Source organism: Candidatus Baltobacteraceae bacterium, assembly GCA_036559195.1.
Taxonomy (GTDB): domain Bacteria; phylum Vulcanimicrobiota; class Vulcanimicrobiia; order Vulcanimicrobiales; family Vulcanimicrobiaceae; genus JALYTZ01.
The window spans coordinates 1-12,503 of the sequence record DATBTN010000079.1; the positions used below are offsets into that span (position 1 = coordinate 1).

The 12,503-nt window shown below is 64.0% G+C and carries 12 protein-coding genes; 8 read left to right on the top strand and 4 right to left on the bottom strand.

Going from position 1 to position 12,503, the window contains the following annotated elements; genetic code table 11:
- The 5 genes from VIG32_12410 to VIG32_12430 all read left to right on the top strand — a co-directional run.
- The coding region (locus VIG32_12410) for a dipeptide epimerase (protein ID HEY8298809.1) at window positions 1-1,061 on the top strand (1,061 nt) is incomplete at its 5' end.
- Window positions 1,058-2,122 carry a DUF1611 domain-containing protein gene (locus tag VIG32_12415; protein HEY8298810.1) on the top strand — a complete coding sequence of 355 codons (1,065 nt, stop codon included), beginning with the start codon at window positions 1,058-1,060 and terminating at the stop codon, window positions 2,120-2,122. The genes VIG32_12410 and VIG32_12415, both read left to right, overlap by 4 nt.
- Window positions 2,119-3,753 carry a peptide ABC transporter substrate-binding protein gene (locus tag VIG32_12420; protein ID HEY8298811.1) on the top strand — a complete coding sequence of 545 codons (1,635 nt, stop codon included), beginning with the start codon at window positions 2,119-2,121 and terminating at the stop codon, window positions 3,751-3,753. Before VIG32_12415 ends, VIG32_12420 begins: the two co-directional genes overlap by 4 nt.
- Window positions 3,754-3,871: 118 nt before the next feature.
- Window positions 3,872-4,624: a C39 family peptidase gene (locus VIG32_12425; GenBank protein HEY8298812.1), complete on the top strand. Its 753-nt coding sequence runs from the start codon at window positions 3,872-3,874 to the stop codon at window positions 4,622-4,624.
- Complete coding sequence (locus VIG32_12430) at window positions 4,624-5,136, top strand: tRNA (cytidine(34)-2'-O)-methyltransferase (protein ID HEY8298813.1); 513 nt, start codon at window positions 4,624-4,626, stop codon at window positions 5,134-5,136. The genes VIG32_12425 and VIG32_12430 overlap by 1 nt, the downstream gene beginning before the upstream one ends.
- Window positions 5,137-5,138: 2 nt before the next feature.
- Here VIG32_12430 and VIG32_12435 read toward each other — a convergent pair whose 3' ends face one another.
- Both VIG32_12435 and VIG32_12440 read right to left on the bottom strand, forming a co-directional pair.
- Complete coding sequence (locus VIG32_12435; protein HEY8298814.1) at window positions 5,139-6,722, bottom strand: NAD(P)/FAD-dependent oxidoreductase; 1,584 nt, start codon at window positions 6,720-6,722, stop codon at window positions 5,139-5,141.
- Window positions 6,723-6,744: 22 nt separating this feature from the next.
- Window positions 6,745-7,965 carry an MFS transporter gene (locus VIG32_12440; GenBank protein HEY8298815.1) on the bottom strand — a complete coding sequence of 407 codons (1,221 nt, stop codon included), beginning with the start codon at window positions 7,963-7,965 and terminating at the stop codon, window positions 6,745-6,747.
- A gap of 75 nt (window positions 7,966-8,040) precedes the next feature.
- On the opposite strand from VIG32_12440, the gene VIG32_12445 reads away from it, so the two are divergent.
- The 3 genes from VIG32_12445 to VIG32_12455 are packed head-to-tail and all read left to right on the top strand — an operon-like array spanning window position 8,041 to window position 10,367.
- Window positions 8,041-8,928 (top strand): LysR family transcriptional regulator, encoded by an 888-nt coding sequence (locus tag VIG32_12445; protein HEY8298816.1) that lies wholly within the window; start codon window positions 8,041-8,043, stop codon window positions 8,926-8,928.
- Window positions 8,929-8,935: 7 nt separating this feature from the next.
- Window positions 8,936-9,631 (top strand): uracil-DNA glycosylase, encoded by a 696-nt coding sequence (locus tag VIG32_12450; GenBank protein ID HEY8298817.1) that lies wholly within the window; start codon window positions 8,936-8,938, stop codon window positions 9,629-9,631.
- Window positions 9,591-10,367 carry a hypothetical protein gene (locus tag VIG32_12455; GenBank protein ID HEY8298818.1) on the top strand — a complete coding sequence of 259 codons (777 nt, stop codon included), beginning with the start codon at window positions 9,591-9,593 and terminating at the stop codon, window positions 10,365-10,367. Before VIG32_12450 ends, VIG32_12455 begins: the two co-directional genes overlap by 41 nt.
- A gap of 134 nt (window positions 10,368-10,501) precedes the next feature.
- Here the strand turns inward: VIG32_12455 and VIG32_12460 are convergent, their stop codons facing one another.
- Window positions 10,502-10,876 carry a hypothetical protein gene (locus VIG32_12460; protein ID HEY8298819.1) on the bottom strand — a complete coding sequence of 125 codons (375 nt, stop codon included), beginning with the start codon at window positions 10,874-10,876 and terminating at the stop codon, window positions 10,502-10,504.
- Window positions 10,876-12,503: aspartate--tRNA ligase (aspS, locus tag VIG32_12465; protein HEY8298820.1), on the bottom strand; the 1,628-nt coding region annotated here is incomplete at its 5' end. The genes aspS and VIG32_12460, both read right to left, overlap by 1 nt.

Sequence of the window (12,503 nt, forward strand, 5' to 3'; positions counted from 1 at the left end):
TTCGAGGAAGCGCGTTTGCGGGGTTGAATGCGACTGCTATGACAGATCTCACGCTCTCCATCGAGAAGCTCGAACTTCCGCTCGTCCACCCCTTCAAAATCGCGCGCGGCGTCGAGGAGGTTGCGCGCACCGCCGTCTTTCACCTGAATTGGCAAGATCGCGAGGGACTGGGCGAATCGGTTCCGATTCCTCGCTACGGCGAATCGGTCGAGAGCGTGATGACCTACTTCGCGCAGCATCCGGTTCGCGGTTCGAATCCCTACCTGCTCGACGAATTGCTCGCGAGTGCGATCCCACCCGCCGCGCGCTGCGGGCTGGATCTGGCGCTGCACGATCTGATCGGCAAGGACTGCGGCAAACCGCTATACGCGTTGCTAGGCCTCGACCCGGCCAAAACGCCGCTCACATCGTTTACGATCGGGATCGGCGATCCGGATCTCACGCTCCAGAAAGTCGCCGAGATCGGCGATCATCCGGTGATGAAGGTCAAACTCGGCCTGGGGAACGTTCGCGAGGAGGTCGAGACGATCGCGCTGATTCGTTCCAAGTATACCGGAACGATCCGCATCGACGCCAACGAAGGGTGGGATGCCGAACAAGCCGTCGCGGTGCTCAAAGAACTCGAGCGCTACGACATCGAGTTTTGCGAGCAACCGATCAAGGCCGGCCATCCCGAGCAGCTTCGCTATATTAAAGAGCGCAGCTCGATTCCGATCGTCACCGACGAAGATTCGCTTGACGCGCGCGATCTGCCCAAACTCATCGGCTGCGTCGACGGCGTGAACGTCAAGCTCGCGAAGACCGGCGGAATCCGCGGCGCGATTGCGATGATTCATACGGCGCGCGCGCTCGGCATGAAAATCATGCTCGGCTGCATGGTCGAGAGTCAGATCTCCGCAAGTGCCGCCGCGCAGATTTCGCCGCTGGTCGATTGGGCCGACATCGACGGCCCATTTCTCACCAAGAGCGATCCCTTCAGCGGCATCACGTACGATCGTGGAAAGATCGTCTTGCCGGACGGTCCGGGGTTGGGCGTCGCGCAAACCGCCAGCGTTGCATGAGGCGCTATCTTATTCTCGCTCCGGGGCAGTTTGCCGATAACGCCAAGACCGCGCACGGCGTCATTCGGTACGGTTCGGATCGAACGGTTGCCGTCGTCGATCCGATGCACGCGGGCAAACGCGTGCGCGACGTTCTCCCGCACCTGCCCAGTGAGGCACCGATCGTCGCAAGCGTCTCCGATGGGTTGGCGTTCGCTCCCACCGCGCTGCTGATCGGCACCGCTCCAAAGGGCGGCGCCCTTCCGCAAAGCTGGCGCGATGAAGTTCTGACGGCCCTGCGCGCAGGGCTCGAAGTCGTCAGCGGATTACACGACATGCTCGGTAACGATCCGGAGTTTGCGGCGGCCGCGCGCGCGAGCGGCGCCGCGATTTGGGACGTGCGCGAACCGCCCGAGGTTCCGCTCTTCAGCGGCGCGGCGTACGACATAGCGCCGCCCGTCCTGCTCGCGGTCGGCAGCGATTGTGCGGTCGGCAAGATGACGGTGATGCTCGAACTCGCTCGCGCCGCCGGCGATCGCGGCAAACGCGCGGAGTTCGTACCGACGGGACAAACCGGAATCATGATCGCCGGCTGGGGAATCTCCGTCGATCGCGTTATCTCGGATTTCGCCGCCGGCGCGGCCGAACAACTCGTGCTGCAGGCCGCGGCGCGCGAGCCCGACGCGATCTTCGTTGAAGGTCAGGGAGGCATCAATCACCCCGCTTACGCGCCCGTCACGCTGGCGCTGATGTTCGGCGCCGCGCCCGACGCTCTGGTCCTCGTCTGCGACGTGAAACGTACGGCGATCGAAACGTACGGAACCCCGATTCTGCGCTACGCGGCCCTGATCGATATCTACGAGCGCATTTTGGCGACGGTGAAGCCCGCAAACGTCGCCGGACTCGCGCTCAACACGTACGGGCTCTCCGACGAGCGCGCACGCGCCGAAATCGAACGCGCGCGCGCCGAGACCGGCCTGCCGGTCGACGACGTCGTGCGTTTCGGTCCGCACGCTCTCTACGACGCGATCGTCCCCAAGCTTCACAAACGCCCGCCGCTCGCGGCCGAGGTCCACGCATGAAACTCGCTCGTCTTCTGTTCGCTCTGCTGCTCGCAATGAGTTTTACCGCCTGCGCGAAGAGCGGCGGCGGCAGCGGAGGAACCGGCACCGCGGCCGGTCACAACGCTTTTACCATCCCTGGCGTCCTGCGCTATGGGCGCCAGGACGAACCCGACAGCCTCAACCCGATGTTCGCGCATACCGACGCGACCGATCAAGTCGACGGCCTGATTTTTTCGTCGCTGCTGCGAACCGACGAAACGGGCAACTATATCCCCGATCTCGCAACCGCGGTACCGTCGTACGAGAATGGCGGCATCAGTAAAGACGGCAAGACCATCACGTTTCACATGCGCAAGGGCGTCGTCTGGTCCGACGGCGCGCCGCTCGACGCACGCGATTGGATGTTCACGTATCACGCGGTTATGAATCCGGCGAACAACACGAAGCTGCTGCTCGGCTGGGACAACATTGCGACGGCAGCCGCGCCCGACAACTACACGATCGTCATCCGGCTTAAGAAGCCGGATGCGGCGGTGCTCGGGATCTTCGCATTCGGCGGTTCCGCCTATCCGCCGTTGCCGGCCCATCTGCTCGCCGGCCTGCCGAACATCAACAACGCTCCGTTCAATAGCCATCCGATTTCGAGCGGCCCGTTTCTGCTCAAGCAATGGGATCACGGCAGCCAACTGGTCTTCGTTCCGAACCCGCGCTACTATCGCGGCGCGCCGAAGCTCAAAGAGATTCTCTGGAAGGTGATCCCCGACGTCAACACGCTTTTCGAGCAACTGCAGACGCACGAAATCGACGTCTATCCCTCGGTTGACGAAAATCACATCGCCGCACTCTCGCAGATTCACGGAATTACGATCAATAAGACGCTGGTTGGAAATTGGCGCCATATGGGTATCAACATGAGCAAGCCGCAGTTGCGCGACGTGCGCGTTCGGCTCGCACTCGCCGAAGCCATCGACTGGAAGCGCATCAACGATACGATCTATCATGGCTACAATCAACTAGGCGTGACCGACGTGTTCCCGAAGTCGTGGGCGGCGCCGACGATTCCGCGCTACAAGCACGATATTGACGGCGCCAAAAAGCTCCTCACGCAAGCCGGCTGGACGATGGGCGGCGACGGCGTGCTCCACAAGGGCCCGCTCGCGATGGACCTAACGATCTCGACCAACAACACCAATCAGGAAAACGCCGAGGCCGAGGTCGCGATTCAGAATCAGCTCAAACCGCTCGGTATCAATCTCACGGTACGCAACTATCCGGTCAGCCTGCTCTTCGCACAGAACGGCCCGATCTACAGCGGGAAGTACGATCTCGAGTGGTCGATCGAGACCAACGGCGCGGATCCCGACAATGCCGGGCTCTGGGGCAGTGCGTTCATTCCGCCCCACGGCGCGAATACGAGTTGGCTCGACGATCCGCTGGTCGACAAGTACTCCGAGGCCGCGAAACGCACGTTCGACCGCGCGGCGCGCAAAGCACTCTACCAAAAAGAAGAGGAGCGCATGCACGTGCTCGTGCCCAACGTCGTTCTCTATTGGGAGAACTCGTACACGGCCATGAACAGCGACTTCAAAGGTTACAAACCAGCCGCGTTTATTCAGGACACCTGGAACGCCTGGCAGTGGGAGATCTAACATTCCGCTCGCGCTTCGTTCCGACATCGAGTCTGGCGCCGCCCTCGCGTTCGAACCGTCACGCGAAGGCGTACTGAGCTGGAACACCTTCGCCGAACGCGGCGCGATCGAGATTCGATTGCTCCGCGCCGGCGTTCCGGCAACCCCGTGGCTGCCGTACGTCGAATGGACCGCCGACGGTCGCCAATCGCACAGCCCCGTCCACGGCGATCTCACCGTCGAAATCGACGTGATTCGCAGTTCGCAGCCCTTCGACGGGGTCGAGGTGCGCGCCGACGGCGTACGCTTCAACGCACTCGCCTTCGCGACGCCCACGCACGCGCGCGCCTCGTTGCCGTACGCCGGCCAAGCGCGGATCCTCGACGTTCCCGCCCGCTCGCAATACGTCGTCGACGGCGAGCGCGGCTGGTGCAGTCCGACCAGCCTTTCGATGCTCAACGCCTACTTCGGGTTGGATTACGACGTGTCCGCGACGGCGCGCGCCGTTTTCGATCGCGCGTACAACGGAACGGGCAACTGGGCCTTCAACGTGGCCTTTAGCGGCAGCCTCGGTTTGCGCGCCGCGGTGGTGTATCTGCAGAATCTCGATCAAGCGCAGCGATTCATCGAGGCCGGCATACCGATTGCGATCTCCTATAGCTGGAGCGACGGCGAACTGCCCGGCGCACCACTCGAGCAATCCGACGGACATCTGGTCGTGCTCTGCGGTTTCACCGCCAACGGCGATTGCGCGGTCAACGATCCGGCACATCCGAATCTGCGTGCCGTCTATCCGCGCGCCGCGCTCGAGCGCGTGTGGCAACGCAACAACGGCGTCGCCTATGCGGTCGCCCCGCTCGGCTTGGATTTCGTCGCGCTCGTCGATCGCTGATGCAGCCCGACGATCGGCTCACGTCGATGGAACGCGTCGCGGATGCGCCGCTGCACATCGCGCTCGTCGAGCCGGAGATTCCACCCAATACCGGCAATGTGGCGCGGCTCTGCGCGGCGACGGGCTGCGCCCTGCATTTGGTCGAGCCGCTCGGCTTTCGCATCGACGATCGCGAACTCAAGCGCGCCGGCCTGGATTATTGGAAACATCTCAACGTCGTCGTGCACCCCTCACTCGACGCATTCTTGGATGCAACGACATCGCGACGGCGCTGGTATCTCTCGAAGCGCGCCGAAACCTCCTACGCGCGAGCGCTCTTCGAGCGCGGTGACGTACTCGTCTTCGGCAAGGAAACGAAGGGTCTCCCGGAGCCGCTGCTCGCCGCCGACCCCGCGCATTGCTTACGCATCCCGATGCGCGAGCAATCCGTACGCAGCCTCAATCTTTCAACCGCCGTCGGAATCGTCGCCTACGCTGCGCTCGCGCGCCTCGATTTCCCCGGATTGCACTAGTTTCATCCCTTGAGCATCTCGCGCGCCGCGTTCCAGCCGCAGGCGCCCATTACGCCGCCGCCGGGATGGGTGGCCGCACCGCACAGGTAGAGACCCTTGACGGGCGTTCGGTAATCGGCAAAGCCCGGCACGGGGCGAAACATGAAGAGATCGTGCACGGGCATCGAGCCTTGAAAAATGTTGCCGCCCGTAAGGTTGAACGTGCTCTCGATATCGACCGGGCTGAGCGTTTGCCGATCGATCACCGAGCTCTTGAAGCCGGGCGCGTAGCGTTCGACGATATCGAAGCAGCGGTCGGCGAAGTCGTTCTTTTTCGCTTCGTCCCACGGTCCGTCTTTGCGCGTGTAGGGTGCGTATTGCACGAACATCGACATCAGCTGTTTGCCGTCCGGCGCGACCGTCGGATCGACCGCCGACGGAATCGTACATTCGACCACCGGCTCTTTCGAGGGATATCCGTATTTTGCGTCGTCGTAGGCGCGCTCGATGAAGTCCTGATCGGGGCACAGATGCACGGTTCCGCGGTGTTGCGGACCCGCTTGCGTCCCCGGACACGCGGTGAAGTTCGGCAGCGTTTCGAGCGCGACGTTGATCTTCATCGACGCACTGCTGTAATCGATGCGCTCGACGGCGGCAACGAACTCCGGCGGCAGCGTCTGCGGATCCAGCAACTTCGTAAAGGTCAGGTTGCAATCGAGATTGCTGGCGACGTGTTTTGCGTGGAATTCGTCGCCGTTGGCGAGTGCGACGCCGGTCACGCGCCCCTTCTTCGTAAGAATCTTCGCGACTTCGGCTTCCGTGCGAATCTCGACGCCCAGATCCGTTGCGGCGCGCGCGAGTGCTTGCGTGAGGCCGCCCATGCCGCCGCGCACGTAACTCCAAACGCCGCGCTTGCCGTTGGTTTCGCCCATCACGTGATGGAAGAGTACGTAGGCCGTGCCCGGCATCGAGGGCGCCATAAACGCGCCGATGATCGCGTCGGTTGCGAGCGTCCCTTTGAGTTCCTCGGATTCGAACCAGCGATCGAGAATCGGCCGCGCGGCGCCGGTGAGGACTTCGATCGCCTCGCCCATCGCGGGTCCCAATTTTTGCAGCGCGCGGCCCATCTTGCCCATCTCGACGAGATCGCGAACCTTGGGGCGCAAGACGTTGGGTGGAACCTTCGTGAGCGTGGGCTCGACGACCGATGCGACCCGTTCGAGCATCGCCTCGTACTTCGGATAATTCGCTGCATCTTTTCGACTGAACTTTGCAATCTCGGCAACGTCGGTCGCTTTGTCGGCGCCGAGCATCAAATATCGGCCGTCGAGAAACGGCGAGAACGATGCCGGATTGCGTTCCACCGCTTCGAAGCCGTACGAACCCAGATGCAGATCGCGGATAATCTCGGGGCGAAAGAGACTATTGACGTACGCCGCGGTCGATACCTTAAACCCCGGGAACGTCTCCTCCGTCACGCACGCGCCGCCAACGACGTAACGACGCTCCAACACGAGCACCTTCCACTTTGCGCGGGCCAGGTAACATGCGGTTACGAGCCCGTTGTGGCCGCCTCCAACGATGATCGCGTCGTATTGTGGTTGCATGCCCGATCTCTTCGGGCCGCGATTAGCTTACAGCCTCCTTCGCCTCGGCAAAGGTCGCGAGGCCGAACGGGCGCGACCGCCGCATCAGAAACGTTCCGAGAAACGAGAGCAGCGCGATGGCGGCGATCGTTACGAAGACGTCGATCAATCCGAAGCGATCTCCGATGAGCCCAAAGATCGGCGCCCCGATCCCGCCCACACTCACCGCAAGCCCGAGCGTAACGCCCGACGCTACGCCGATGCGGTTGGGCAGATACTCTTGGCCGAGCACGACGAGGACGCTTGCGGAGAGCGCCATTCCAAAGCCGAGCGCGACGATCGATGCGAGCAGCACGAACGCCGGCGCGTGCAGTGCGCCGGCAAGCGCGACCGCAGCGGTGAAGAGCGCGATCGCGGCGATCGAAACGCTTACGATGGTCCGGCGTTCGTAAAAATCGGCCAGACGTCCGCCGCTGACCGTACCCAGCGCACCGGCAACCAGCATGAGGCTGAGCGCCGCGTTTCCGGCGGTCGCCCCCGCGTGCAGCACGTTGATAACGAAGAGCGGTAAGAAGGTTACCAACCCGAAGAACGCCGTGGATCGAAGACTGACGACCGCGGTCAGCCAGCCGAAGGCCGCCCAATCGTCTCGCAGATACGGCGACGATTTGATGCTCGCAAACGCGCGTTTGCGAAAGTGCTTGAAACGGCCAAGCTCGTTCCACATGAGGATCGCCGCGACGATCCCCGGCACGACGAGCAGCGCGGTGCCGCGCATGCCGAAGGCCAGGACGGTCGGCGTGACCAGAATCGGCCCGAGCGCGAAGCCGCCGTAACCGCCCAGCGAAAACCAGCCCATGCCGGTCGCACGCTGTCCGCGCGAGCAATAGCTCGCGTAGCGCGACCCCTCGGGATGAAACGCCGCGATGCCGATACCGGCGATCGTCGCGGCACCGAACATCGCCGCGTATGAATGGAGCAACCCGATCGCCGCCGTTCCGCACGATGCCACCAGGACGGCGACCGGAATGACCCATGCGAGCGATCGTTTGTCGGAAATGTAGCCGAAGAGCGGCTGTACGACCGACGAGCTGAGATTCATCGCCAGGATCAGCGCGGCGGCCGCGGCCAGCGACACGTGCTCCTTGGCGACAAGAAACGGGAGCAACGCCGGCAGGGCGCTCTGATTGAGATCGTTTAGAACGTGGGCGACGCTCAGCGTCGAGACGCCGCGGCGGTCCAGCGGCAAAGAGATGGCTGCCATATTCCGTAGTGTCGCACGAACGGTGACGATACGTCCAATAGATTATTTGACTTAGAATGATAAGCTGTACGTATCATGGAGTTGCGCCAGCTTCGGTACTTCGCGGCGGCCGCGCGCCACGCGCACTTCACGCGCGCGGCCGAAGAGCTCGGGATCGCCCAGCCCGCGCTCTCGCAGGCGATCGCCTCGCTCGAGCGGGAGCTCGGCGTGCGCCTCCTCGAGCGCACCAACCGGCGGGTGAGCCTGACGCCCGCGGGCAGCGCGTTTCTGACGCGGGCTTCGCGCATCGTCGCCGAAGTGGAAACGGCCGCGCAAGAAATGAGCGCCTACGCCGGCGGCCTGCGCGGGCGAGTCGTGCTGGGAACGAATCAATCGCTCGCAGAGTATACGCTGCCGAAAATTCTCGGCCGCTTTCACGCGCGCTATCCGGGGGTCGAGGTCGCGCTGCGCGAGAGTCTGGCACCCGAAATGATCGCCGGCCTGCGCGACGCGACGATGGATTTGGCCATCGGCGACATGGGTGAGACCGGCGCCGGCGCGCTGCGCGATATGCGTTTCGAAAAACTCTACACCGACGAACTGGCCATCGCGGTCGCGACGAACCACCCGCTAGCCGAGCGCAAGCGCGTCGAAATCGCGGAACTGCGTGCCGAGCCGTTCATCGTCTTTCGGCCGGGCTCGGCGCTCACGCGGACGCTGCATCGCCTCACCCGTGAAGCCGGCTTCGACCCGCGGGTCGCGTTCGAGAGTTCCGACTCGATCACGGTGCGGGCGCTCGTGGCCGAAGGATTGGGCGTCACGCTCTTCCCTCGCTCCATCGCGCGCCCGGCCGGGCCGAAGATCGCGATGCTCTCGCTGCGCCCGAAGCTCGTGCGCACGATCTCGCTGGTTCGCCGCAAAGTCTCGCACGGACCAGCGGTATCGATGTTCGTTGACTTCGTCCGCGATCAGTTGCTTGAATAAAGGACGCATGAGCAAGGCTGCTTCGATCGCATCGATCTCACAAACGGTCGTGGGGTGCACGCGCTGCCCCGAACTGCGCGCCTATTGCGCGCGGGTGGCGCTCGAAAAGAAGCGCGCGCATCGCGACCTGCCGTATTGGGGAAAGCCGGTCCCGGCCTTCGGCGATCCGCAGGCTCGGCTGATGCTCGTGGGGCTCGCGCCAGGCGCGCACGGCAGCAACCGGACGGGCCGCGCGTTCACCGGCGACGCTTCGGGTGACTTTCTCTATCCCGCGCTTTACCGCGCCGGGTTCGCGAGCCGTCCCGTCTCGATCGGTCGCGACGACGGCCTCGAACTGCGCGACTGCATCATCACGGCGGCCGCGAGGTGCGCTCCGCCGGCAAATAAGCCGACGCCGCAAGAGTTACGCAACTGTTTTCCGTATCTGCTCGAGGAGTTCGACGCGCTCGCGCGGCTGCGGGTCATCGTCGGCCTGGGCGCGATCGGTACGAACGCGGTCCTTAAAATGCTTGCGGAGCGTGCGTTTATTTTCGAGAAACGGCCATTCGGGCATGGCGTCGAGATCGAGGCGCGAAACGGCGAGCGCGTCGTCACCGCGATCGCGTCGTATCATCCGAGCCGCCAGAACACGAATACGGGCGTCCTGACGGTGCCGATGTTCGATGCCGTCTTCACCCGCGCGCGCGAGCTTCTGGATGCGTAAAGGCTACGCGCTCCAGTCGATCGGCATCGCTCTCGCCGGCCTCGCGTGCTTGGCCGCGCTCGCGCTGTATTTCTCCGCCGCCGGAGGTTCGCGGGCGGCGATCTTCGCCGGCGTCTTCAGCACGGCGCCGCTTCACCTGCCGACGCTAAGCGCGATCGATGCGGGTACGCGCGTGCAACTGCAGTTCGCGGGCAGCGTTTCCGTGCCGCTGCGGGGGCAGGTCATTCTCGCGGGCGTTACCGCGTGCAGCGACGCGAGTGGCGCCGCTATCGGCGCACCGATCCAATCGGGATACTATCGTTTCGCCTTTTCGCTTCGCGGCGAGCCCTTTACCGCGGTCTGCGTAGCGAGCGACGCGCCGCGGCGCGATGGAATCGCCGCGCGGTCGCTCGAACTCGGCATGATTCGGCCATTCGATGTCGCCCCGTACGTGCGTCGCGGCTACGAACCCGCACACGAACTGCGCGTGAGCGCCTGCGGGGGCGCATTCTCCACGACGACGTTTGAAGGCGGCCTCGCGCAGGCGTGGCACGCCGATCCGCCCTCCGGCGTTTGTTCGCGGTATCTGTCGAGGTACGGCGTGGAGTTCGCGCAGGCAACGGTGCTGCACTGGCAATCGCGCCGCATGCAACTCGCGATCTCGCTCGGCATCGTCGCGCTCGGCGTGTTGCTCGGGCTCCTCGCGACCGGCACCTACGAGTTCTTTCGGCCCGGGGGAGTTCGAGATGCGGGTTGAAGCCGAGTGGGAACGGGCCGCGTCCTTCGACAAGCTCGTCCTTCGACAAGCTCGTCCTTCGACAAGCTCAGGATGACAAGAAGAACGTCAGCTCATTCCGAAACGTGCTGCCTGGAGCTCGTCACGGCCGATCCCTAGTGGAAGTGGGTGATGCGGCCGCAGGAATCGATCGCTTTGTCCGGCACCATCATCGCGCCTTCGCCTTTGCGAAAGCTCGTGATCTTTAGCGGCGGCGCGTTCACGGCTTCTTGGCCGTAGCGACGTTCCAGTTTCACGCGAACGTCGTTGTCGAGCTCCGGGTTGTGCGAGCTCGAGACGAGCAGGTACTGCTGCACCGCGGCGTTGCGCGCGAAGAGGATGCGGTACTCGACGCCGCCCTGGCCGCGGTAATCCAAATCTTTACACGACGCCGAAGCGGCGGCCGTGGTGCGCGCGGCGGGAAGTGCGAAAAACGCCGCGCCGATTACGAGCGCGGTCAGCCCCAGGCGGCCCAGCGGCAGACGATCCATCACTCCTTAGTATCGGCCGCTGCAGCCAAATCGCGAGGCGGGGCGGTGCTCCGCAGCGCGAGATCGCGCAACAGGCGTTCCGGAACCGGCGTGGGCGCGTCCATCATAACGTCGCGTGCGAGCTGATTCTTCGGGAACGCGATCACGTCGCGAATGTTGGTTTCGCCGACGGCCAGCATGACGATCCGATCGATGCCCAGCGCCATCCCGCCGTGGGGCGGCGCGCCGTAATCGAGCGCCCGCACGAAGAAGCCGAATCGATCCTCGACCGCTTCGTCGCTCAATCCCAGCATCGCGAAGATCTTGCGCTGAAACTCCGGCTTGTGAATGCGGATCGAGCCGCTGCCCAGTTCGAATCCGTTGAGCACCATGTCGTAGTGCTGCGCGCGCATCTTCATCGGCTCGCTCTCGAGCAGCTCCCACTCGCCCTCGCCCGGCGCGGTGAACGGATGATGGGCGGGCGCCGGCGATCCGGTCTCCTCGTCCATCTCGAAGAGCGGAAAATCGGTAACCCACGCAAAGGCGTAGCGATTGGGGTCGCGCAACCCGCAACGCTCGCCGACTTCGTTTCGCATGCGGCCCGCTACGTCGAGCGTGAGATCGCGCGCATCGGCAAAGAGTAATATCGCATCGCCGCGTTCGGCCGCCGCCGACGCCGCGATTTTCTCGACGAGTTCGTCGTTCAGAAATTTCGCGGCCGAACTCTTGATGCCGTCGGTACCGTACGCGATCCAGACCATTCCTTTGGCGCCGGCCGTTTTCGCAAGCTCCGTTAGTGCGTCGAAATCGCGGCGCGAGAGCGCGGCGCCGCCGGGATAACGCAGCGCGACGATCGCGCCGCCGGTTTCGAGCACCGATTTGAAGACGACGAACTCGGTTTGCGCGAAGAGGTCGCCCACGTCGGCAAGTTCCAGGCCGAAGCGCAGGTCGGGCTTGTCGCTGCCGTAAGCGGCGAGCGCCCGCGCGTGCGTGAGGCGTGGAAACGGCGGCAAGTCGACATCGAGCACGCGCTTCCACACGTAACGCATCGCCGACTCCATGAGTTCGAGTACGTCTTCCTGGGTGGCGAACGACATCTCGACGTCGATCTGCGTAAACTCCGGCTGGCGATCGGCGCGCAGGTCCTCGTCGCGGAAGCAGCGGGCAATCTGGAAGTAGCGATCGAAGCCGCTCACCATGAGGAGCTGCTTGTAGATCTGCGGCGACTGGGGCAGTGCGTAGAACTCGCCCGCGTGCACGCGGCTTGGCACGAGGTAATCGCGCGCACCCTCGGGCGTCGGCTTCGTCAGGATCGGCGTCTCGATGTCCTGGAAGCCGCGCGCATCCAGGTAGCGCCGCAGCGCCTGCACCAGCTTGATGCGCTTGCGCATCATCGCCTGCATCTCCGGCCGGCGCAGGTCGAGGTAGCGGTAGGTCATCCGCAGGTCTTCGTTGGGGTTCTCGTGCATCGCGAAGGGCAGGTCCTTCGCCGCGTTGAGCACCTCCACCGCGTCGGCCACCAGTTCGACCGTGCCGGTTTTCAGCTTGTCGTTGACCGACACCCGCGGGCGGATCGTGCCGGTGACGCGCAGGCAGTATTCGTTGCCGATCTCGCCGGCCACGGCAAACGCGGCGGCGTTGTCGCGGT